The organism is Bradyrhizobium sp. CSA112, assembly GCF_029051645.1.
Classification (GTDB): domain Bacteria; phylum Pseudomonadota; class Alphaproteobacteria; order Rhizobiales; family Xanthobacteraceae; genus Bradyrhizobium.
Window position 1 is genome coordinate 136,665 of record NZ_JAACFS010000015.1, and the last position, 22,606, is coordinate 159,270.

The window sequence follows — 22,606 nt, forward strand, 5'->3', positions numbered from 1 at the left end:
TTGGCGATTCAGAACAGAGGCCCGGCTACTAAATCGTGGATGAAATAGATGCAATTTCGACGATAGTTGAACGTTAACAGCGTTCTATCGCGCTTCAATGCTGGGCCGCGCGCTCTCCTGCACCATGAATTGGGCCTTCGCGAGTTCCGCAAAGCGTCCGCCCTTGGCCACCAGTTCATCGAAAGTTCCGCTTTCGATCACGCGGCCATTGTCGAACATCAGGATGCGGGTGGCATTGCGGATAGTCGAAAGGCGGTGCGCGATCACAAACGTGGTGCGGCCCTTCATCACCTCGTCGAGGGCAGCGTTGACTTTGGCCTCGGTGACGGCGTCGAGCGCGCTGGTCGCTTCGTCGAGGATCAGGATCGGCGGGTCTTTCAACAGTGCCCGTGCGATCGACAGCCGTTGCCGCTCGCCGCCAGACAGCATGCGGCCGCGTTCGCCGGCATGGGTTTCGAATTTCTTTTCGCTGCGCTCGATGAATTCCAGCGCCTGCGCACGGCTTGCGGCGATGCGCATTTCCTCCTCTGTGGCGTCCGGCTTGCCGACCCGCAGATTGTCCGCGATCGAGCGGTTGAACAGCAGCGCCTCCTGGAACACCACGCCGATGTTCCGCCGCAACGCGGTCAGCTTCAAGGCACGTATATCCATGCCGTCGATCTTGATGATGCCGGACTGCGGATCGAAGGCGCGATGCAACAGCGCGATAGCCGTCGACTTGCCAGCGCCGGTCGGGCCGACCAGGGCGATGGTCTGGCCGGGCAGGGCGGTAAACGAAACGTCTTCGACCGCAGGCCGCTTGCCGTCATAGGAAAACGAGACGTCGTGGAATTCGATGAGCCCGGAAAGCCGTCCGGTGTCAACAGCACCGGGCCGGTCGCGTACCGCCGGCACGGCGTCCAGCACGTCGAAAAATTCCTGTAAGCGTGGCGCCTCCATGAATACGCTGTTGATGAAGCTCACCACCTGCTCGAGCTTCTGGATAAGCATGGTCGCGAAGCTCACGAACATCACGATCTCGCCGACCGTCGTCTGTCCCTGTGCGTGCAGGTAGATGCCGACGGTAAAGATCGCGAGCACGGTGATGGTGGTGGAGGCGCGGGTGATGACGGTGACCAGCGCCCACCAGCCCAATACCGGCATCTGCGCGGCGAGCAGCTTGTCGGCGACGAAGCGCAGGCCCTGAACTTCCGCGTCGATCCGCACGAAGCTCTGCACCAGCGCGACATTGCCGAGCGCGTCGGAGGCGCGCGCCGACAGATCGCTGTACTGCGCCTCGACCTCGCTCTGCATGCCGTAGGTCTTGCGCACCACCAGCGTGGTCAGCACCGTGAACACCACGCACAGCACGAACAACAGGATCGCCAGCCGCCAGTTGATGTAGAGCGCTAGCGGCAGCAGCACCACCAGCGACAGGATGGCGGCAAAGTGCTCGCGGAAGAAGGCGAGCCAGAGCCGCCACAGCGAATCAGTGCCGTTCAGCATCACCTTCATCAATCGGCCGGAATGGGTGCCGGTGTGGAAGGTCAGCGGCAACTGCATGATGTATTCGAAATAATCCGTCAGCACCACCTGACGCTGGCGGTGCGCCAGCTTGTCGGCGTGGAGCGCGACAATGGCGCTGCAGCCGATGGTGAACAGGCCGAACGCCACCCAGGCCGCCAGCAGGGGCCAGGCCGAGTTCGTCGCCAGCGGTCCGGTCTGCGGCTTGCGCGAGAGCACGTCGACGATCTTGCCGAACAGCACCGGCTCGGCGAATTGCGCGCCGGCTAGCAGCAGGTTGGCGACGGCGAGAATCCAGCCCAGCCGCGCCTCCTTGCCGAGCAGCTCGAGGACGCGGGTGTAAAGGCGCAGCATGGACATTCGGATAAGGACTCAAAGGAAGCGATTTGCGGCCCTATACTAATCCGGGATCGCGGTGGAGAACCAGAGCTGGATGAATCTTGTTCCGATCGCTTTCACTGGTGGACACGCCCCCGAACCTCATCCTGAGGAGCGCGCATTGCGCGCGTCTCGAAGGATGGGCCGCGCACGCCACTCGGGCCTAATGGTTCGAGACGCGCGAAGACGCGCTCCTCACCATGAGGAGTAACACTTTCCCTAGTTGCTCAATCGCCCGTTGAGCGGCGGCAGGAACTGGTCGTCGAAAATGTCGGAGGCGTGCGGCCGCTTCTGAAACTTGAAATCTTCCGCGACCTGATCGATCGAGCGATCGAAACGCGCCGGATCGATGGCGCCGATGCCGTTGCGTTTCACCTCGCTGGTCAGGATGTTGTCGCGCAGAATGCTTTGCAGGCGTTCGAGTTCGAGGTCCTTTGAGCCGCCGTCCATGCGGCTTGCGACTTCGGCCGCGGCGCCTGCAGGGTCCTTGATCGTAAGATGCAGGCCGCCGATCACGGCGCGCACGAAGCCCTTCACCGCCTGGGGCTTGGCGGCCGCCAGCGCCGGATTGGCGATAACAGCGAAACCGTAGGCTTCGCAGCCATAGTCGGCGAATTTCAGCACCGCCAGATCGTCGGCAGGCACGCCCCGATCCCTCAAATTGATTGCCGAGAGATAGGAGAATCCGGTCACGGCGTCGATCTGGCCTGCCGACAGCATCGGTTCGCGCACCGCGGCGCTGATGCTGCTCTGCTTCACGCTCTTGATGTTGATGCCGTTCTGCTTGGCCACCGCGGGCCACAGCCGGATCGACAGGTCTCCTTCGGCGGCGCCAAGATTCTTGCCCTCGATGTCCGACAGCATGCGGACGCCGCGGCTCCTGCGGGCGATGATGGTATAGGGCGCCCTGTTGAACAGCACAAACACCGCCTTGATCCTGGGGCCGCCCTGCTTGTCCTTGTCGCGAAACCGCATCAAGGCGTTGATATCGACGAGGGCGAAATCGCTGGTGCCTGCCGCGACGCGCGCAATCGCGTCGGACGATCCGCTGGCGATGTTGGTCGTGACCGCGAGCGCTTCCGCGCTGAACAGGCCGCCGGCTGCGGCCATCACGAACGGCGCCGCCGCGGCATCGATCGGACGGTCGAGTGAAAACTGGATCGCGAGCGGAGGCCGGGGCTCGTCCGCGGCCAGGACGTTATTCGCCGTGACCCCCACAATCGCGCACAGGCCGGCCATGAAAGCCAGAAGAACGCTCAAGTGAGAGCGGATGGCGCTGGTCTTGATAGCACGCATCGAGATTACATCAGCATGAGGTGGGGCAAGTTGCCGCGCCGGTGATGTCTGTTTCGTGACATCGCCAACGGCATTTCTCGCCCTTGGGCGAGCCATTGTGCAGCATCTAACCTGAACCGTCGATGACTGCCACGATTTTGCCAGGGATCGTTCAGCTGCCGTTCGGATTGGGGAACCTAGTATCCGTTCAGTGGTTAGCTATCTGCGGCCTGTCAGGCCAGCTCCCACGGAGGATGTCGAGATGTTTGCGCGAAAGGGTGTGTTTTCGTCGATCGGCCGCGCCGGCGCGGTGGCAACGGTCGTAGCAGTGGCGCTGACGGCGGTCGAGCCGTCGAAGGCTTTTGCCGGCTCCGCGACGTCAGGCAAGGGCGTCACGGCTTCGACCGGGACCAGCGACGCGACCGATATCAGCGCGCGCCGCAGGTATTATCGCGGTGGTGGCGGCGCTGCCGCAGCGGCGGCCTTTGCCGGCATCGTCGGCACCGGGCTCGCGATTGCGGCCACCCAGAACCGCCGTGACTATTACTATGACCGCCACTACGGCTACTATGGCGGCGGACCGGCCTATTACGGTAGCCCGTATTATCACCGGCCCCGCGCTTATTATTACGGCGGCGGCCCCTACTATGGCGGCTGGTAAACGCGATCGCTAAAATCGCAACCGTTAAAGATGAATCCACCGGCCGCTCCGGCCGGTGGATTTTTCTATGGTTGCAGGGGCGGCCGTTAACACGCTTGCCATGGCTTTGCATTAGGCTGGAACGATGAGTGATTCGCTCGAACGGCTGTATCAGGCTGTCATCGCGGCCAGGGATCTCGATCCGGCAACGTCGCGCACGGCCCGGCTGTTTCAACGCGGCCCCTCCAAGATGGCCAAGAAGCTCGCCGAGGAAGCCATCGAAGTCGTAATCGACGCCGTCAGCGGCAAGACAGAGGCGGTGGTCCGCGAGAGCGCCGATCTGCTTTACAACCTGACCGTTCTCTGGGCGGCGGCGGGCGTGAGGCCCGAGGACGTCTGGCGCGAAATGGAGCGGCGCGAGGATTTGCTCGGCATCGCCGAGAAGCTGCCGAAATCGGCGGTCAAAATGTCCAAAGCCCTTGCGAGCACGGCGACGCCCGCCAAGGCGCTGCCCAAAACACTGCCCAAAACACTGCCCAAAACACTGCCCAAAACACTGCCCAAAACACTGCCCAAAACACTGCCCAAGACACCGCCCAAGACACTGCCCAAGGCGACGGCGTCCCCTGCAGTCCGGCGGCGAATTGTCGCGCTGCAAGGCCGCTCCTCGCGTAAACGGCACTAATTCCTCTCGAATTCCGTTCTTTTCCGGCATGGACAAATCCGCCGCATGATGGTTGATGCGCGCATGCTCAAACGGACCTACGACTGGTGCATCGACGCCGCCGACAAGCCCTATGCGCTCTGGATCATGGCGGCCGTATCCTTTGCGGAAAGCTCGTTCTTTCCGATCCCGCCCGACATCATGCTGCTGCCGATGTCGCTGGCACGGCCGAAGAAGGCGTGGTGGTTCGCGACCGTCTGTACGATCGCGTCGGTTGCCGGCGGCGTGGTCGGATACGCGATCGGCGCGCTGCTCTACGATTCGATCGGGCAATGGCTCATCACGATCTACGGGCTCAGCGACAAGGTCGAGACCTTCCGGGCCTCCTATGCCGAATGGGGCGCGGTGATCATCCTCCTGAAGGGCCTGACGCCGATCCCCTACAAGCTCGTCACCATCACTTCGGGCTTCGCGGGCTACAATATCTGGCTGTTCATCCTGTGCTCCATCGTGGCGCGCGGCGGGCGTTTCTTCATAGTCGCCGTCCTGCTCAACCGCTACGGCGACCCCATCCGCAAGGAACTTGAGAAGCGGCTCGGGATGTGGGTTGCCATCGGCGCTGTTGTCCTGGTGCTCGGCTTCTACATCGCGTTCAAGCTGGTCTAACGTTTTGCCGGCATCCCGGCTTCAGGCTACGTTCGTGTGATGTTCGATCGAACCGGCCTTTTGCTCAAACTGCTCGGGACGCAACTTGCGACCGTGGGCCTCGTTGCGTCCATGCTGGCGCTCTCTGCCGAAGCCGGCTGGCCGCAAGCCGCGCCCCAGCCTACGCTCGGCGTGCAGTCGCCGGCCCAGCAACCGGTGCCGGCTCAGCCCGAGCCGCAGCAGATCGAGCCGGCCCCGCCGCGACGCGAGGAAAATCCGGGACTGATCAACGAAATCGAAAAACTGTTCGAGAAATCCAAATCGCTGCTGCAGCCGCTGAAGAGCCCGAGCCAGACCATCGACGATTTCAACGCGCGCACCAAGGACGCCGGCGAGAGCCTGTCCAACATCGCGAGGCCCTCGATCATGGTGAGCGGGCGCGCGGCCTGCACGGTGGCGGCCAACGGCGCGCCGGACTGCAAGGCCGGGGCCGACCGGCTGTGCCAGACCAAGGGCTACAAGGAAGGCAAGAGCCTCGATACCGACGCGGCCGAGAAATGCTCGCCGAAAGTGTTCCTGCCCGGCCGCAAGCGCGAGCCGGGCGACTGCAAGACCGAAAATTACGTGACCCGGGCGCTTTGCCAGTAGCGCCAAAACGCAATACTTGACACTGGAAAGATTGCCTTGTTGGTATGACGTCCGGCATCTCTAGGGCGTGATCCGGAATGGCGGGCGCCAGGCCCGCGATGGGATCACGCTTTCGAACCGTGCCGCGCGTTACGAAACAGATTGAGGATCGCTTCGAATGTCCATGCCCGCGCTGTTCAAGGGCCGCCTGTCGATACCGGTGATCGGATCGCCCCTGTTCATCATCTCCGTGCCTGATCTCGTGATCGCCCAGTGCAAGGCCGGCGTGGTCGGATCGTTTCCGGCGCTGAACGCGCGGCCGGCCTCGCTGCTTGACGAGTGGATCGCGCGGATCACGGAAGAACTCGCGGCTTACGACAAGGCGCATCCGGAGCGGCCGTCGGCGCCGTTCGCGGTGAACCAGATCGTTCACAAGTCCAACAACCGGCTCGATCACGACCTTGCGGTCTGCGAGAAGTACAAGGTGCCGATGCTGATCACCTCGCTCGGCGCGCGCGAGGATCTCAACAAGGCGGCGCACGACTGGGGCGGCATCGTCTTCCACGACGTGATCAACCAGAAATTCGCGCACAAGGCGATCGAGAAGGGCGCCGACGGCCTGATCCTGGTCGCGGCCGGCGCGGGCGGCCATGCCGGCACGATCTCGCCGCTCGCCTTCGTCGAGGAGACGCGCGCCTGGTTCGACGGACCGATCGCGCTGTCCGGCGCAATCGCCAACGGCCGCGCGATCCGTGCGGCGCGGATTCTCGGCGCCGACTTTGCCTATATCGGCTCGGCCTTCATCGCGACCGAGGAAGCCAACGCGGTCGAGGGCTACAAGGAGATGATCACGTCCTCGTCGGCGGAAGACATCGTCTATTCGAACCTGTTCACCGGCGTGCACGGCAACTACCTCAAGCCGTCCATCGTCAACGCCGGTCTCAATCCCGACGATCTGCCGACCTCCGATCCCTCCAAGATGAGCTTTGGTACCGACGCCTCGGGCGAGCGCAGCAAGCCGAAGGCATGGAAGGAAATCTGGGGTAGCGGTCAGGGTATCGGCGGCATCGGCAAGGTGATGCCGGCCGCTGAACTGATCGCGCGGTTCAAGAAGGAATATGACGAGGCGGTCGACCCCGCATTGTGATGCGTCTTGCGGGGCGCGCCCCGTCGTCAACGCGACGGAGGATCGATCATGGTCGGACAGGATCTGAGCGCGCATGTTGCGCTGGTGACGGGCGCGTCCCGCGGCATCGGGGCGGCCGTTGCGCTGGCGCTGGCCGAGGCCGGCGCCGCAGTCGCGGTGAATTATCGCGAGCGGGCGGACGCCGCCGAAGCCGTCGTCGCCAAGATCAAGGCTGACGGCGGCCGCGCCATCGCGGTGGCGGCCGACGTCTCGCAGGCCGCGGCCGTTGCCGGCCTGGTCGAACAGGTCGCTTCCGCGCTCGGCCCGATCGACATTCTCGTCAACAATGCGGGCCTCGCAATCGTGCGCGGCGTCGATGACCTCACCGAAAATGATTTCGACCGCACCATAGCGGTAAATCTCAAGTCGGCGTTCCTGTGCACGCAAGCCGTTCTACCCATGATGCGGGCGCGCAAATGGGGCCGGATCGTCAATATCTCCTCGGGCGCGGCCCGCGGCGGCGGTGCCATCGGCGTGCACTACAACGCTTCCAAGGCCGGCATGGAAGGCCTGACACGCGGCTACGCTGCGCGTCTCGTCAGGGAAGGCATCACCGTCAATGCGGTGGCGCCGTCACTGATCGAAACAGACATGATGGGCGGCCGGACCGACCTCGCGCGCAACATCCCGCTCGGCCGCATGGGCCAGGCCGAGGAAGTGGCGCAAGCCGTCGCGATGGTGCTCGGCAATAGCTACATGACCGGACAGACCATCGTCCTCAATGGCGGCATGGCGTTCATTTGAGGCGCCCTCTTGCTCTCCATCTCCTGCGGATGGCGCGGGGCGATCTGCCCGCCGTGGCCTCGACTCGTTCCGCCGAACAAGGCAAGAAGCCGTTCCCTTGATCGCACAGGACCTCTCACCCGATGGATGCCATCTTTCGTGTTGACGGCAACAACGTCGTCACCAGCCGCTTTGCTGCGGGGCCATGGGACCCGAGCATGCAACACGGTTCGCCGCCGGCGGCGCTGGTGGTGTGGGCGGCGGAGCGGATTCCGACGCCGGTCGCGATGCGGGTCGCCCGCGTGACCGTCGACCTGATGCGCCCCGTGCCGGTGGCGCCGCTAACGATCGAGAGCGAGGTCTTGCGCGAGGGACGCAAGATTCAGCTTTGCGCCGTCAGGCTGCTCGCCGGCGGCGTGGTCGCGGTCGGCGCGACCGTGCTGAAGATCAAGGTGCAGGCGCACGAATTGCCGCCGGAGGCCGGGATATTGCCGGTCGAGCTTCCGGGGCCGGATCAATCGCGCGTCGAGCCGGCGGATTTTTCCTCCAGTCCGTTCGTATCAGGCATGTCGCTGCGCGCCGCTCGCGGCCGGTTCGGCTCGCCCGGTCCCGGTGCGATCTGGTACCGCGTCGACCGGCCGATCGTGTGGGGATCGCCGGTATCGCAGGCGATGCGGGCGATGGCGGCGGCGGACTTCTGCAACGGCACCTCGGCCGTGCTGGATTTTCGCGCCTGGACCTTTCTCAACGCCGATCTCACCGTGAATTTTGCGCGAGAGCCGGTCGGCGAGTGGATATTGCTCGATGCCGAATCCTGGATCGGCCCCGACGGCGCGGGGCTCGCCATGGCGCGGCTCGCCGACGAGCGCGGTTATTTCGGCCGCGCGATCCAAAGCCTGGTTATCGAAAAGCGCTGACCGCAGCTTCAGGCGTGATGAAGCCGCGATCACCGGGATCGCGGCTTCCTGATCATTCGAGATCGATCGCCTGATAGCGTCCGCTTTCATCGAGCGCCGTGCCCCAGATCTTGTGCGAGGCCTGATGCTCGGAGCGGCCGAACCCGAGCGAGGTCCCGAGACCGAGGTCGAGATTGCGCATCGTCTCCAGCGTATCGATCAGCTTCTCGGTATCGAGCTGAGGCCCGGCCCGCTTGATGCCCTGAATCAGGACGTTGGCGGCAACATAGCCCTCGAGCGACACGTAGTCGGGTGCCTCGCCGGGAAAATATTTGGCGAGCGCGTTCTTGTATTCGAGCACGGCCGACGAATAGCCCGACACTGCCGGCACCACCTGCGTCACGATCACGCCGTTGGTGTAACGCGGTCCCAGCAGCTTCAATTCCTCGGCAAGCGCGGTAGAGCCGACGAACGAAACGTTGGAGTAGATCATTCCGGGATAGAGGTCGCGCGTCTTCTCGATGAACCTCGCCGCGGCCCGGTAGGTGGCGACCATGACGACGGCCTTGATCGGCGGCTTCGCAAGCTTCAACTGGTTGATCGCATCGTCCACGTCGACGGTGTTTCGCGCATAGTTGAGCCGGACGATGGCGCCGTCGTTCACGCCCATGGAGCGGAACGCTTTTGCGACCCCTGCAAATCCGGCGTCGCCATACGAGTCCTGCTGCGCAAACACCGCGATCTGCCGAGGCTGCAGCCGGCGTATCTTGACGAGGTAGCGGACGACCGCGTCGGTTTCCTCGGCATAGCTGGCGCGGTAGTTGAACACGTAGCGATCCGGCGGATCGTTGCGCAGGATGTTGGCGCCGGTGAAGGCCCCGAAGAACAGCATCCGGCGCTCGAGCGCATAGGGGACCGCCACCGCCGCGGTCGGCGTGCCGACATTGCCGACGATGCCGAACACCTGGTCCTTTTCATAGAGCTGCTTCATCGCTTCCGGGGTGCGCGAAGGCTCGTAGCCGTCGTCGGCGGCGAACAATTTGAGCATCCGCCCGTCGACGCCGCCGGAATCGTTGATCCGGTTGAAGGCGGTCTCGATGCCGAGCTTCATCTGGCGGCCGAGCTCCCTGGCGGAGCCGGAGAAGGGGGCCGCGATGCCGAAGCGGATTTCCTTTTCGCCGATGCCGCGCGGCAGCGGGCCGGCCGGGACGTTGGCCGTCGGCGCGGTCGCTGCATTTGCGGCGGTCGCCGCGGCGGCAGGCGAGGGGCCGATCACGCTGGAGAGGCTCGGTCCAGAGATCGAGCGTTCGAGATCGGCAAGCTGACGGTCGGCCCGAATGCAGTCGATCCTGCCCGAGGTAACGGCGGCGCGTCCTTCGGCCATGCTGCGATCGAACACCTGGCTGAGATCGGAACGTTCTGCCTCGTTGGACGAGGCTTCCCGGATCACCTGTGAAAACTTGTCGGCAATGGTCTGGATGCGGGGACGCGCAATGTCGCGGCAGGCCTGTGCCGAGCCGATCACGGGGCCGACACGGCCTGCAAGATCACGCACGATCGTGATATCGCCGGCGGCTTGCGCGCTGCCCGCAATGCCGATGAGCACAGCCCCGACCAGCAAGGTCATCCGGTGTGAGGTCATGGCAGACTCCTTGAGAACAAGATCGTCGTAAGTCGGTTCTCGGGCATGGTCAGCCCTCCGTCTGGATTATGGGTTGGTGCGTTGGGGCGTGGCCGGATCCGGCTTCTCGCGCCACTGCATGAACTGCTTGAGCAATTGGCTGTCCTGGTCGGACGCCGCCGGCGCGCTCGGCGGCGTGGAGGCGAGAAGGGCCTGGAATTCGTTGATCGCAGGCTTTGGCGAAGCCTCCGTGGACTGGAACAAAGTGGTCTTGATCGACTGCGCGACGTTGGAGAACGTCGACGTCGATGGCTCACCGTCGCTTTGCCGCGAGCCGGGCACGGCGACGACGAAGAACAGCGCCACGAGCGCCGCGACGCCGATGGCGCCGGCGAAGCGTGCCGCGACGGTCCACAATGCCTTTTTCGACTCCAGGCCGGGCTCGTGCATCACCTCGGGATCGAGGGGATGGCGCAGCGCGTCGGATACCGCGCTCTCGAGCTGGGAGTCGAACGACACCGGAGAAAACGGCGTCTCGGGGCTTGCACCGCGCATCCCCGACCGCTCACGTAGCGAGCGCGGCGCGTAGTACAGGGGGTCGCGGGGATTGAGGTGGTCCTGCTCACTCACACTACTCATACGCTCACTCCTCATGGCACTTGGCGGGTTACCCGGCGGATTAGGCGGCGGCGAAACGGCTGCGGAGACATCGGACAGGAGTTCCAGCTCATGGAGGAGGCGCGCGGAGGAATCTCCGTCCGCCTTCCACCCGTTGCCAGGCTTGGTTGGAAGATTTGAATCAGAATGTAGGGCGTCGTCCCTGTTTCCGACGACACCTGTCTGCGAGATACGATCTCGCGACCACTCCACGCCCACGGCTTCCACTGCCCTCGTCCCCTGCCGGCAAATGTCCCGTCATGCCCGACGGAATGAGCTGCCAGACCCCAGGGAGTCCGCCAGCCTCATAAGTTTCACTCATAAGTTTGTTGGAGCCGCGCGAGGACTAATTTAGGTCGGAAACGTGACGAAAGTAAGTTGAGGTCCTGTTAACTACAACCGCGCGCGACCCCTTTACGCAAAGGCTTTGACGCGCATTCCCAAGCGGTCAGCAGCAAGAATCGGCCACAAATGCGCCGGATTCGCTGCGTGTTGCGCTGTTTTCTGCGCGCAGCGCGCGTTGTCGCATTAATTACTCGTTAACCAACTTCGTCGATTGTTAACTATTCAATAAGAAAGGCGAGTCGAGCATCATGGACGTCCGAGCGGATCCCACGCGTCAACTGGTTCGGCTGCGCGGCCGCTCCTATGTCGCGTTTGTGTTCAGCCCAGTCGTGCCGATCGTGGAGTGGCTCGCCGAGATCGACGCTACGCTGGCGCGCTCGCCCGGCTATTTCGTCGGCAAGCCGATCGTGCTCGATCTTTCCTCTGTCGATCTCAGCGCCTCGGCGATCTCCCATCTTCTCGGCAGCTTAGGCGAACGCAACATCCGCGTCCTCGGCATCGAGGGCGTGGAGGAAGAGCGCCTTGGTGCGAACATGCCGCCTTTGCTGACGGGCGGCCGCGCCTGCGTGATCACGCGAAACGAGCCGGCGCAGAAGCCCGAGCCCGAAGCCAGGCCGAAGCCGACCTCGCTGCTGCTCGAAAGCCCGGTGCGTTCGGGTCAGTCGATCATCTTCATCGAGGGCGATGTCACGGTGCTCGGCTCGGTCGGGTCGGGCGCGGAGATCGTTGCCGGCGGATCGATCCACATCTACGGGACGCTGCGCGGCCGCGCGATGGCGGGCGTCAACGGCAATTCCAATGCGCGGATCTACTGCCAGAAGATCGAGGCGGAGCTGCTCGCCATCGACGGCTACTACCAGACTGCAGAAGAAATCGACGAGTCGCTCCGCAATCGCCCGGCGCAAGCCTGGCTGCAGGGCGACACCATGAAAATTACCCCGCTGAATTAACCGGCTAAGGAGATCACGTATGGCCAAGGTCCTGGTCGTTACCTCAGGCAAGGGAGGCGTTGGAAAGACCACCTCTACTGCTGCGCTCGGCGCGGCGCTTGCCCAGGGCGGGCAAAGCGTCGTGGTGGTCGATTTCGACGTCGGCTTGCGCAACCTCGATCTTGTGATGGGCGCCGAACGCCGCGTGGTGTTCGACCTCATCAACGTGGTGCAGGGCGTCGCCAAGCTGCCGCAGGCCTTGATCCGCGACAAGCGGCTGGAGAATCTCTGGCTGCTCCCGGCCTCTCAGACCCGCGACAAGGATGCGCTGACCGACGAGGGCGTCGGCCGCGTCATCGCCGAGCTCAGGAGCCGGTTCGACTGGATCCTGTGCGACAGCCCGGCCGGCATCGAGCGCGGCGCGACGCTCGCCATGCGCTTTGCCGATGAAGCCGTCATCGTCACCAATCCCGAAGTTTCCTCGGTGCGCGATTCCGACCGCATCATCGGCATGCTCGATTCAAAAACGGTAAGGGCGGAGCGCGGCGAGCGTGTGGAGAAGCACGTGCTGATCACCCGCTATGATCCGGCGCGCGCGGCGCGCGGCGAGATGCTCAATATCGACGACATTCTGGAAATCCTCGCGACACCCTTGATCGGCATCATTCCCGAAAGCCAGGATGTCCTGAAGGCGTCCAACGTCGGCACGCCGGTGACGCTCAACAATGCGGAGAGTGCACCGGCCCGCGCCTATATCGATGCGGCACGCCGCCTGATGGGCGAGGAAGTCGCCATGGTCGTGCCTGCCGAGCGCAAGGGCTTCATGAACCGGCTGTTGGGACGGAGAGCTGCATGAGCATGAACCTGCTGCGGCTGTTCGGCGGCCGCAACGCATCCGCTCCGGTTGCGCGGGAGCGGCTGCAGATTCTGCTGGCGCATGAGCGCGGGCTGCTCGGTCAGTCCGACCTGCTCGTCACGCTGCGGGAGGAGATTCTCGCTGTCGTGTCGAAACATGTGGCGCTCGATCCGGACAAGGTCATCGTCAAGCTGGAGCGGGGCAAGAGCGTCTCGACGCTGGAGGTCGACATCGAAGTGCCCAATGATTTCGACAAGGCGAAGGCGGCCATCCAGAGGCGCATGGCCGGCTGAAGCAGGAGCCCGGCTCTGCGGAGCAGCGGTACGCGCTGCACCGCGTCCGGGGACACGGAGCAGCGTTACCCCACCATCCGCACGCGGCCGGCCCAGAAGCTGGCCTTCAGCACCTTCTTGTTGACCTTGCCGCCGCCGCTCATCTTGTTCTTCCTTCCGCCTGCTTTGTCCGCGGCTTTAATCGTGCCAAGGTTGGCGCGAACGCTGGCACAACAAGCAAGTGGCTCAAGCCTGGAAGAAACGCCTTGCCATCCGTCGATGCTCTCTCGCGCTTTCGCGACCGCCTCAGCCTGCCGCTGATCGCGGCACCGATGTTTCTCGTCTCCGGCACCGAGCTCGTGGTCGCCGCCTGCCGCAACGGCGTGATCGGCTCGTTTCCCACGGTCAATTGCCGTAGCCCTGAACAACTCGAGCAATGGCTAACGGAGATCGACATCAGGTTGAACGCGCATGCGGATGCCAGCGGTAAACCGTCAGCGCCGGTCTGCGCCAATCTGATCGTGCATCGCTCCAATGCGCGGCTGGAGCAGGATCTTGAGGTGCTGCTGCGGCACCGGCCGGAGATGGTGATCACTTCGGTCGGTTCGCCCGCGCCGGTGATCGGGCCGCTGCATGATGCCGGCGCGCTGGTGTTTGCCGATGTCGCCTCGATTCGACATGCCGAGCGCGCCGTCGCCGCGGGCGCGGACGGACTGGTGCTGCTGACGGCCGGCGCGGGCGGCCAGACCGGCTGGCTCAACCCCTTCGTATTCGTGCGCGCGGTGCGCGCGTTCTTCGATGGGCCGCTGGTGCTGGCGGGCGGCATCACCGACGGCCACGCCTTGCGCGCGGCCGAGGCCCTCGGCTGCGATCTCGCCTATATGGGCACCAAGTTCATCGCTACCCGCGAGAGCATGGCGGATATCAGATACAAGGAACTGCTGGTTGCGAGCACCGCCGACGATGTGCTGCTGACATCAGCATTCACGGGCTTGCAGACCAACATGTTGCGGCCATCGATCGAGGCCGCCGGTCTGGATCCGGATAATTTGCCGCTGCGCGGCGCGATCGATATCGCCAAGGATATCGACATCGGTGTCCGCGAAAGCAGCCCCAAGCGCTGGAAGGATATCTGGAGCGCAGGCCATTCCGTCTCGGGCGTGACGGAAGTGTTGTCTGTCGACGAGTTGGTTGCGCGCACGCTCGCGGAATATCGTGCGGCCGCCGCGCGCGTACAGCCTGGCTAGGGCGTCACGCTACGCTTCTTTCATCCTGCAGCGGAGAAAGTTCCCGGCGATTGAGCGGTGCGCATCAATGTGATGCGGCAAATGCCAAGAGAAAACCGCTGCAGTGGCAAACTTCCGACACAAGATGACGGCGAAAACAGGCAATCCGACATGACGCATGCGCGAAGGCGAAACCGCTCGCGGTTTTGCCGTCGGGCGCACTTTATTCAACGAGGCTCTCGTGTCGCACAGGTTGCTCCCCTCGATCCTGCTGGCCTTCGTCCTGTATGCGTTCCCGGCTGTCGCCCAGCAAGGCGCTGCGCCGGCGGCGCCTCCAGCCGGCAACGCCGAGGTCCTGACGCCGGATCAGGCGAAGCGGGCGCTCGATACGCTCTCCGATGACAAGAAGCGCGCGCAGGTCATCGAGACCTTGCGCGCGATCGCCAATGCCTCGCCGCAACCGCAGGCCGCAGCGGGCGAGCCGAAATCCGCGATACCGCTCACGGCGGACAGCCTTGGCGCACAGCTCCTGCTCACGGTGTCCGAGCAGGTCGGCGAGATCTCGCGCGAGGTCGCCGACATTGCGCGGACATTGACGCATTTCCGGGCGTTCTATTACTGGTTCGTGCGGACCGCCAACGATCCGTCCGCCTATCATCAGTTGCTCGATATCGCGTGGAAGCTGGCGCTGGTGTTCATCTGCGCCCTCGCTGCCGAATGGCTGGTCTTCCACCTTATCAAACGGCCGGTGGCCCTCCTGGAAGCGTGGCTTCCGCAGATGGCGCAGGCCCCGGCGCAGACGCTGGCCATGGTCGATCCGCCATCGTCTGCTGCGGATGTTGCCGCGGCGCCCGCGCAGCATCGGCGGCGGCTCAGCCTGGCGCGCACCTGGCAGTCGCTGGTCAGGCTGCCCTTCGTCCTCGGACGCCTCGTGCTTGAACTGCTCCCGGTGCTCGTCTTCATCGGGATCGCCACGATGTTGCTCGGCACCGGGATCGGCGATCTCTCAACCACCCGGCTTGTGATCCTCGCGGTCGTCAATGCCTATGCGCTGTCGCGCGCGCTGATCTGCGTCGTGCGGGCGCTGGCCGGTCCTTTCGGGCTGTTTCGCGTTCGTGCGGAGACCGCCGCCTATATAGAGATATGGGCGCGGCGCATCGTAACCGTCGCTGTCTCGGGCATCGCCTTCGCCAACGTGGCGCTGCTTCTCGGCCTGCATCGCGCCGGCTACGCTGCGGTGCTCCGCCTGGTGATGCTGGTCGTGCATCTCTTTGTCGTCGTCGTCATCCTGCAGTGCCGCCGGCAGGTCGCTGACGCCATTCGCGCGCCGTCCGGCCGCGACGGCGCCGCGGCCAGGATACGCAACCGCGTCGCCGGCCTCTGGCATTATCTTGCGATCGCCCTCGACCTCGCATTGTGGGCGGTATGGGCGCTGAACATCCGCAACGGCTATTCGCTGCTGCTGCAATATTTCGTCGGCACCGTCGCGGTCGTGCTGATCGTGCGCCTCGCCACCATCCTGGTGTTGAGCCTGATCGACCGCGGCTTTCGCATCAGCCCGGATCTGCTGCGCCGCTTCCCGGGCCTGGAGACCCGCGCCAACCGCTATCTGCCGCTGCTCCGCAACATCGTCTCGGCCGTGATTGCCTTCATCGGCTTCGTTGCACTGCTGGAGGTCTGGGGCATCAACGCCGTCGTCTGGTTCTATGGCGGCCAGATCGGCAGCCGGTTGCTGTCGGCGGTGGTGACCGTCGGCATTGCCGCGCTGGCGGCGGCGGCGATCTGGGAAGTCAGCAACGCGCTGCTGGATCGCAAGATCACTGCGCTATCGCGTGAGGGCCACTACGTGCGCGCGGCGCGGCTGCGTACCTTTCAGCCAATGCTGCGAACGGTGCTGTTGGGTGTGATCGTCACCGTCGTCGGCCTGACCGCGCTGAGCGAAATCGGCGTCAACGTCGCGCCATTGCTCGCCGGCGCTGGCATCGTCGGCATCGCCATCGGCTTCGGCTCGCAGAAACTGGTGCAGGACCTCATCACCGGGCTGTTTCTGCTGCTCGAAAATACCGTCCAGGTCGGCGATAACGTCACGCTGTCAGGCCTGTCGGGGACGGTGGAAAACGTATCGATTCGCACCCTTCGTCTGCGCTCCGGCGACGGCTCGGTGCACATCGTGCCGTTCAGCGCGGTGACGACGATCACCAATTCAAGCCGTGGCGCCGGCAATGCGGCCGTCAGCGTCAACGTGTCCTACAAGGAGGACACCGACCGCGCCGGCCAGATCCTTCAGGACATCGTCGCCGAGATGCGCCGCGAACCCGAATTCCAGCATTTGATACGCGGCGATCTCGAACTGTGGGGCGTCGACAAGGTGGACGGCTCGATGGCCTCGATCGTCGGCCAGATTCGCTGCACCGATGCCGGCCGCTGGCCGGTGCAGCGGGAATTCAACCGCCGCATGAAGCGGCGATTCCAGGAGTGCGGCGTGGAAATAGCGCCGACCGCTCAAACCATTCTCATGCAGGTTCCAGCGCCTGCGGACGTGGCCGCGAATGCAAAGCCGAAGCGGGCGGCCGGCTAGTTCGCCGCGATACCGCGCGTCCTAGCGGACGATGCGTCCCAGGATGCGCGCGGCCTGATCGATCTCCTTTTCATTCCATGCCGCGAAGCCGAGAAACAGGCCGTGCTCACCTGTCCTGTGATACAGCATGCTCGACAGCGGACGGCTGACGACGCCCGCTTCGAGCAGCCGCGCTGACAGTTGCCGGTCGTTCGCCGGCCCGTTGCATCGCGCCAGCAGTTGCATTCCGCCGGCGGGGGCTTCGACGCTGAGACGGTCGCCGGCTTCCGCGGCCAGCGCCCGCAGCATGCGGTCGCGGCGGCCTTTATAGAGCCGCGTCATTTTTCTGATGTGGCCGAGATAGGCGCCTGAACTGATGAACTCAGCCAGCGCTTCCTGCATCGCGACCGGCGTCAACATGCCCATGTGACGCTGCGCCAGTTCGAAGGTCTCGACGAGCGCTTCGGGCACGACGACATAGCCGATACGGATGTCCGCATAGGTCGATTTCGAGAAGGTGCCGAGATAGAAAATGCGCGGCGACGGCGTGAGCCCCTGCAGCGCGGCCACGGGGCGCGCTTCGTAGTGGAATTCGCCGTCATAGTCGTCCTCGATGATGCAGGCGCCTGCCGCGTCGGCGTAGCGAAGAAGCTCGAGGCGGCGGCCGATCGGCATCAGCCGGCCGGTCGGGTACTGGTGCGAAGGGGTGACGAAGATCAGGCGAGGGGCGTGCTTGCGGGAGCCGACCGTCATGCCCTGCGCGTCGAGCGGAATGGCGGAGACGATGGCGCCGGCCTCCCGCAGCGCGACGTGGGCGCCGCCATAGCCGGGGCTTTCGATCCAGGCGTGATCGCCCCGCTCGAGCAGCGCACCAGCGACCAGCGTCAGGCCGGCCTGGGCGGTCGGCACGATCAGGATCTGGGCCGGCTCGGCCTTGATCCCGCGATGAACCGCCAGATGCTGCAACAGTGCCTGCTGCAGCGGCGGATGGTTGATGGATCTGTCCCGCCGCGACAATGCGTTTCGCGCTGCGCGCCGCAGGCAGCGGCTCCAGAGGTCGTGCGGAAATTCCCGCTCATCCGCCAGCCCCGGCTGAAACGGCCGCGGATGCCCGGCATGGACAGGCGGCCAGTTCACTTGTGGCAGTCCGCGCGCCCAGGATGACAGTTTCAAACGGCCGGCCGCCGCGCGGTTGCCCTGCAATGGAGGCTTGCCGCCGTCCAGAGACAGGCCTTTCGCCACCGCCGGACGACGACCGGCCGAAAGGCTCAGATAGCCTTCCGCGGCCAATTGCTCGATCGCCAACGAAACGGTGTTGCGCGACACGTCGAGCGATTGCGCCAGACGCCGGCTCGACGGCAACCGCCGGCCGGGCGCGAGTCGTCTGCCCGTGATCAACCCTCGCAACTGGTCGGTGAGCTGGCGTGTCAGCGTCTCGCCGCCGTCTCGCGACAGATGGAGCATCCCGGGCAGCAGCTCGTCCATAACTGGCTCTGTTGTTTTGCCAAGACTGGTTCTTTTGTTAGGGCCAGTTGAAAGGCTAGGCAAGGCGGATCGGGACCATGACGGGACGTGTTAAATGGCGGATCGGCTTTCAACCCGCCGCGCGGCGGTGCTACTCGCCATGGTCGTGCTGGCGTGGGGGACGAGCTGGCCGGTGACGAGGATGGTCGTGCACGACATGCCGCCGCTGTGGGCAACGGCGCTGCGCTGCATGATCGCCGCCGCCACGCTCGCGCCGCTGTTGTGGGCGCAGGGGCAGTTCATCATTCCAAGGCGCGGCGATCTGCCGGTCGTCTTCTGCACCTCGATCCTGCATCTGGTGGCGTTTTCGGCGCTGGTCGCGTCGGGGCTGCAATTCGTGCCGGCAGGCAGGGCGATCGTGCTCGGCTATACCACGCCGCTATGGGTCGCGATCGGCGCCGCGATGTTACTGTCGGAGCCCATCACGCGGCGGCGTGCGATCGGTATCGGCTGCGGTTTGGCGGGCCTTGCGGTCATCTTCAATCCACAGACGCTGAACTGGGGTGACCGCAACGCGCTGTCCGGCAGCGGCCTGATTCTGCTCGCTGCATTCTGCTGGGCCGGCAACATCGTCTATGTCCGGGCACACAAATGGATCTCGACGCCCTTCCAGCTCGTGTTTTGGCAGGTACTGCTGGCGGCGGCGCTGCTCTCGACCATTGCCTGGATCACGGAAGGCGCGCCGCGCATCGTGTGGACCAGCCGTCTCGCCGCCCTTCTGCTCTATAGCGGGATCGTCTGCACAGCGTTCGCCAACTGGGCGATGACGATGGTGAACCGGAGCCTGCCCGCCGTCACCACCTCGCTGTGGCTGCTGGCGACGCCGCTGCTCGGCATCATCAGCGCAACCGTGATGTTGAACGAGCCGCTCGAGCCGTCGCTGTTTCTGGCGATGACATTGATCATCGGCGGCATCGCGCTTGGCACCGTCACGGGCGGAAGGCGGCAATGGACGGTGCGCGTCAAGCCAGCGTCCTAGTTCGCTACGAAATACCAATCCTTGTCGTAGCGGACGAGCCGGCTCGGCGGCTTGTCCTCGAACTCGAAGAATTTTTTGGGATCGCCGCCCGGCGGCACGTGCAGGAAGCCGGTGAAATAGTGCTTTAGGCCGCGCGAGGTCAAGAACAGCACATAGGTGCCTTCGTCGGTCTGATCGACGACGATGTCGTTGCCGCCTGCGGAAACGTTGGGCTCGCGGTCGCCGAGCGCGATCAGGTTTTCATTGTGGCTGACATTCGGCTTGAGTTCGCCGGCCGCGACCCGCGCCACGATCCGTTCGCGATTCTGCCGGTGCCAGTGGAAATTCTGCTGCAGGGCAATCTCGTGCAGAGGGGCATAGACGAGGACGGCGAGCGCCAGGGCGCAGACCAGGAAGGGAAGAGCGAATTTCACGCCGCCGTTCCGGATGCGAAGCAGCAGCGTCGCCGACCATAGGGCGCAACCGCAGAACAGCAGTGCCACCAGCGGAATGATTGCGAGCAGGACGAAGCCGGAAGGCCAGTCCGCCATCGACAGTTCGAAGATCGCGACTGACAGCGTGACCGCCGAAACCAGCGCTGCCGCCGCCAGCGCGGTGCGGACCGACGGCCCGGCCGCGGCCGTCGTCGCTGGTGTCGATCCCCCCATGGCCCTGCTGTTCCGCTCCGCTATTTGCCTGGTTCCGGGGTTACCTGCCGAGGCTTAACGCGCCGTTAACCATATCAGCCCCAACAATAACCCCAGAGGATGGTCCGCCGCCACGGTAGGACGGGACCGCAAGCCGATGGGCATGAAAATGGATCTGGACCGCTATTTTGGCAAAACCCCCGCGACCCTCGAGGAGATCAGGCGGCGGGTGATGTTTGCGCTCGATCGGCATCCGTTGTGCCGCGGTATCGAATTCGACGTCGTCAGCATGCCCCGCAACCGCAAGAGCAACTGGACCGTCACCCTGCAGGCGGTCGCCCCCGACGCCGTGTGGGAGGCGTCCGATATCGTGGCGGATATCCAGGAGGCCTACGAACTGGCCGCGGCGGCCTGATTCCGATTCGTTTCGGGCGATTTCCCCAGCTTTTCGATCGCGTTACGGCTGCGATCGGCATCGTAATGCCTCAATTGTCATCCAGTTTTCGGCAAAAGGGCCAAACGTCGGCGGGAATGGAGACCTTTTTGACCAAAACGATGACGATCGTCGCACTGATCTGCTTTCTCGTGGTCGGCGCCGCCGCCACCGCGATTCTCGGCCGCGACAGCGTACCTGCGGCGCAGCCCCAACTGGCCTCTGCCCCCGCTGCTGCCGTTCAGACGCCGGTGTCGAACAAGGAAAGCAAGAAGGACCGGCTTGCCGTCGTGAGCTACGCGACTGCGGCCTTTGAGCCGCCCCAAACCACCGCTGCGCTAAGCGAGCCGTTGCGTCAGGCCTATGCGTCGACCGCCCCTGTCGATATCGGGCTGCCGAAGGAAGTTGCGCCGCCTGCCGCGGCACAGGCCGCCCCGCCGCCGAAGCCCAAGGCCGTCGCCAAGCCGCAGCCGCAGCAGAAAAACTACGCGCTGCTCAGCGACGTCCAGATCGCAGGAATCAAGGACCGCCTGAAACTCTCTGCGTCGCAGGAGTACTACTGGCCGCCGGTGGAAACCGCGCTGCGCGCCGTTGCCCGCAAGATTCACGCGGGCCGCCAAGCCAATCCGAATGCATCAGGGGTGCAGATCGATCCCGAATCCGCGGAAGTGCAGCAGTTGAAATCGGCGGCGATGCCGCTGCTGTTCCAGTTGCGTGAAGATCAGAAGAGCGAAGTCCGCACGCTCGCGCGCATCATCGGCCTGGAAAAAGTCGCCGCGATGATCTGAGCTGCGAGCGCTGCGATGGCAGCGCCGCCAGTTCCAGTTTTCACACAGTGACGTGCAGGAACATCGGTCCAGTCCACGCGTTGCCGCGCGGACGAGGGAGCCGAATTATGCGGACGTCGACCGCTTATTTTGCAGGGGTGGGAACCGTGGTCGTGGCGGTCGCCGCAGGTCTCGGCGGTGGATATCTGGCCGCGAACATCGTGAGCCCACCTGTACAGACGGTTTCCAAGTTGGAACGCAGAATGTCGGCGGAGCCGATACCCGTCTCTACGGCGCCAGCGGAGCCGGTGACTTATGCAACTGCGCCGGCCGCGACTAATTCGCCTCCCGCGCCCGCACAGGAACAGCAGCAAGCAAAGCCTCAAGCCCAACCACAGCCACAAGCAGAGGCGGCAGCGCCCGCTGCCAATGCTCCGCATAGCGAAGAAAAGACCGCCGACAACGTAGCGGCCGTGCAACCCGCGCAGTCACATCCGCAACCTTCAAAGCCCGCCGAACAGGCCGACGAAAAGACCACCGCGTCTCGGGAAGCCAGGACCAGCGACGTCGACATGAAGCGGGCGGCTGCCGAAAGGCGGCGCGCCGAAAGGCGACAACAGTGGACAGACAAGCGCCGATGGAAGCAGCCCCGTGAGCAGGAGGTCGATGTCATCGAGGAGAGAGTCCGCGAAGTGACCGAGCCGCGGCGGATCAGAATTCGGGAAGAAGGCGAGCCGAGGGAATTCGGCGAGCGCAGGCGAAGGGACATCTTCGCCGAGCCGGTGAGAAGCGAAATGCCCCGGATCAGGCTGTTCGGTCAGGATGATTGATGCTTTTGCGGCGAGCGCAATGTTGGAGCGTGATGAGAATGTCATCGCGCTCCTTTTGTTTGGACATGATCGCCGGGTGAGCGTTTTCCGGCGAGAAGGCCGGTAGCGACTTTCCCGATGATGGGTTAGCCGCCGCGCGATTCCACCACCTTGCGGCAGCCTTCCGATAACTGCGCCTTGTTCGCGCGCAGGCAAGCATTCATCTGCGGCGGCTTGCCGACATGCTCGGCGCAGAATTTTCCGGCATCCGAACGGCAGGCCATCTGCTCCTGCGGGGTGGGTCCGGATTGGGCCTGGGCGAGCGAGCCGGCGGCGAGCGACAGGATCAGCGCGGCGGCCGCGACGGGGATCGATTTCATCATGAATCACCTTTCGACGATGATGGAGGGTTGAAAGCGCGTGGAAGCTCGTCGAGGCTGCGCCGTCGGTCCATGCCATGTTCATGGG

Annotated in this window: 22 protein-coding genes and 1 pseudogene; 16 read left to right on the top strand and 7 right to left on the bottom strand. The window is 64.3% G+C overall.

Annotated features, from left to right (window positions below; all coding sequences use genetic code 11):
- Positions 1–84 precede the first annotated feature (84 nt).
- Positions 85–1,863: a glucan ABC transporter ATP-binding protein/ permease gene (locus GWE18_RS23845; protein ID WP_275188130.1), complete on the bottom strand. Its 1,779-nt coding sequence runs from the start codon at positions 1,861–1,863 to the stop codon at positions 85–87.
- Positions 1,864–2,100: 237 nt separating this feature from the next.
- Positions 2,101–3,120, bottom strand: coding sequence for an ABC transporter substrate-binding protein (locus GWE18_RS23850; protein WP_275188161.1), 1,020 nt, complete (start codon positions 3,118–3,120; stop codon positions 2,101–2,103).
- A 298-nt stretch (positions 3,121–3,418) separates the two neighbouring features.
- Between GWE18_RS23850 and GWE18_RS23855 the strand changes: the two genes are divergently transcribed.
- From GWE18_RS23855 to GWE18_RS23885, 7 genes and pseudogenes are all read left to right on the top strand, one after another.
- Positions 3,419–3,817 carry a hypothetical protein gene (locus GWE18_RS23855; RefSeq protein WP_057854716.1) on the top strand — a complete coding sequence of 133 codons (399 nt, stop codon included), beginning with the start codon at positions 3,419–3,421 and terminating at the stop codon, positions 3,815–3,817.
- 124 nt (positions 3,818–3,941) lie between these two features.
- Positions 3,942–4,265, top strand: a pseudogene (gene hisE, locus GWE18_RS23860) (phosphoribosyl-ATP diphosphatase); the annotation flags it as partial.
- 279 nt (positions 4,266–4,544) lie between these two features.
- Positions 4,545–5,126: a YqaA family protein gene (locus tag GWE18_RS23865; RefSeq protein ID WP_275188131.1), complete on the top strand. Its 582-nt coding sequence runs from the start codon at positions 4,545–4,547 to the stop codon at positions 5,124–5,126.
- 39 nt (positions 5,127–5,165) lie between these two features.
- The gene (locus GWE18_RS23870) at positions 5,166–5,753 is read left to right on the top strand and encodes a hypothetical protein (protein WP_275188132.1); all 588 of its coding nucleotides are present in this window, start codon (positions 5,166–5,168) and stop codon (positions 5,751–5,753) included.
- A 157-nt stretch (positions 5,754–5,910) separates the two neighbouring features.
- Positions 5,911–6,879, top strand: a complete 969-nt coding sequence (locus GWE18_RS23875; RefSeq protein ID WP_275188133.1) for a nitronate monooxygenase family protein — start codon at positions 5,911–5,913, stop codon at positions 6,877–6,879.
- 48 nt (positions 6,880–6,927) lie between these two features.
- Positions 6,928–7,662: an SDR family NAD(P)-dependent oxidoreductase gene (locus GWE18_RS23880; protein ID WP_275188134.1), complete on the top strand. Its 735-nt coding sequence runs from the start codon at positions 6,928–6,930 to the stop codon at positions 7,660–7,662.
- Positions 7,663–7,784: 122 nt separating this feature from the next.
- A complete protein-coding gene (locus tag GWE18_RS23885) occupies positions 7,785–8,558 on the top strand; it encodes a thioesterase family protein (protein ID WP_275188135.1) in 774 nt (257 codons plus the stop codon).
- Between the two features lie 52 nt (positions 8,559–8,610).
- On the opposite strand, the gene GWE18_RS23890 is transcribed toward GWE18_RS23885, so the two are convergent.
- Together GWE18_RS23890 and GWE18_RS23895 are read right to left on the bottom strand one after the other, a co-directional pair.
- Positions 8,611–10,179 (bottom strand): ABC transporter substrate-binding protein, encoded by a 1,569-nt coding sequence (locus GWE18_RS23890; protein ID WP_275188136.1) that lies wholly within the window; start codon positions 10,177–10,179, stop codon positions 8,611–8,613.
- A gap of 66 nt (positions 10,180–10,245) precedes the next feature.
- Positions 10,246–10,797 (bottom strand): hypothetical protein, encoded by a 552-nt coding sequence (locus GWE18_RS23895; protein WP_275188137.1) that lies wholly within the window; start codon positions 10,795–10,797, stop codon positions 10,246–10,248.
- Between the two features lie 611 nt (positions 10,798–11,408).
- Between GWE18_RS23895 and minC the strand changes: the two genes are divergently transcribed.
- The 5 genes from minC (at position 11,409) to GWE18_RS23920 (ending at position 17,021) form a co-directional block, all read left to right on the top strand.
- Positions 11,409–12,110, top strand: coding sequence for a septum site-determining protein MinC (gene minC / locus GWE18_RS23900; RefSeq protein WP_275188138.1), 702 nt, complete (start codon positions 11,409–11,411; stop codon positions 12,108–12,110).
- Positions 12,111–12,129: 19 nt separating this feature from the next.
- Entirely contained in the window at positions 12,130–12,945 is an 816-nt protein-coding gene (gene minD, locus GWE18_RS23905) for a septum site-determining protein MinD (protein WP_275188139.1), read from the top strand.
- A complete protein-coding gene (gene minE / locus GWE18_RS23910) occupies positions 12,942–13,238 on the top strand; it encodes a cell division topological specificity factor MinE (protein ID WP_082645923.1) in 297 nt (98 codons plus the stop codon). The genes minD and minE overlap by 4 nt, the downstream gene beginning before the upstream one ends.
- A 245-nt stretch (positions 13,239–13,483) precedes the next feature.
- Entirely contained in the window at positions 13,484–14,464 is a 981-nt protein-coding gene (locus GWE18_RS23915) for a nitronate monooxygenase (RefSeq protein ID WP_275188140.1), read from the top strand.
- A 220-nt stretch (positions 14,465–14,684) separates the two neighbouring features.
- A complete protein-coding gene (locus tag GWE18_RS23920; RefSeq protein WP_275188141.1) occupies positions 14,685–17,021 on the top strand; it encodes a mechanosensitive ion channel domain-containing protein in 2,337 nt (778 codons plus the stop codon).
- Positions 17,022–17,042: 21 nt separating this feature from the next.
- Here GWE18_RS23920 and GWE18_RS23925 read toward each other — a convergent pair whose 3' ends face one another.
- Positions 17,043–18,485 (bottom strand): PLP-dependent aminotransferase family protein, encoded by a 1,443-nt coding sequence (locus GWE18_RS23925; protein WP_275188142.1) that lies wholly within the window; start codon positions 18,483–18,485, stop codon positions 17,043–17,045.
- A 94-nt stretch (positions 18,486–18,579) separates the two neighbouring features.
- On the opposite strand from GWE18_RS23925, the gene GWE18_RS23930 reads away from it, so the two are divergent.
- Entirely contained in the window at positions 18,580–19,503 is a 924-nt protein-coding gene (locus tag GWE18_RS23930; RefSeq protein WP_275188143.1) for a DMT family transporter, read from the top strand.
- Here the strand turns inward: GWE18_RS23930 and GWE18_RS23935 are convergent.
- Entirely contained in the window at positions 19,500–20,150 is a 651-nt protein-coding gene (locus tag GWE18_RS23935; protein WP_275188144.1) for a hypothetical protein, read from the bottom strand. The genes GWE18_RS23930 and GWE18_RS23935 overlap by 4 nt on opposite strands.
- Positions 20,151–20,286: 136 nt before the next feature.
- Here GWE18_RS23935 and GWE18_RS23940 point away from each other — a divergent pair, with 136 nt between their 5' ends.
- The 3 genes from GWE18_RS23940 to GWE18_RS23950 all read left to right on the top strand — a co-directional run bounded on the left by GWE18_RS23940 (position 20,287) and on the right by GWE18_RS23950 (position 22,159).
- Positions 20,287–20,544: a hypothetical protein gene (locus GWE18_RS23940; RefSeq protein ID WP_275188145.1), complete on the top strand. Its 258-nt coding sequence runs from the start codon at positions 20,287–20,289 to the stop codon at positions 20,542–20,544.
- Between the two features lie 128 nt (positions 20,545–20,672).
- On the top strand, positions 20,673–21,350 hold the full coding sequence (locus GWE18_RS23945; RefSeq protein WP_275188146.1) for a hypothetical protein: 678 nt from the start codon (positions 20,673–20,675) through the stop codon (positions 21,348–21,350).
- 107 nt (positions 21,351–21,457) lie between these two features.
- Positions 21,458–22,159 carry a hypothetical protein gene (locus GWE18_RS23950; protein WP_275188147.1) on the top strand — a complete coding sequence of 234 codons (702 nt, stop codon included), beginning with the start codon at positions 21,458–21,460 and terminating at the stop codon, positions 22,157–22,159.
- Between the two features lie 125 nt (positions 22,160–22,284).
- Here GWE18_RS23950 and GWE18_RS23955 read toward each other — a convergent pair whose 3' ends face one another.
- Positions 22,285–22,518 (bottom strand): cysteine rich repeat-containing protein, encoded by a 234-nt coding sequence (locus tag GWE18_RS23955; protein ID WP_275188148.1) that lies wholly within the window; start codon positions 22,516–22,518, stop codon positions 22,285–22,287.
- Positions 22,519–22,606 lie beyond the last annotated feature (88 nt).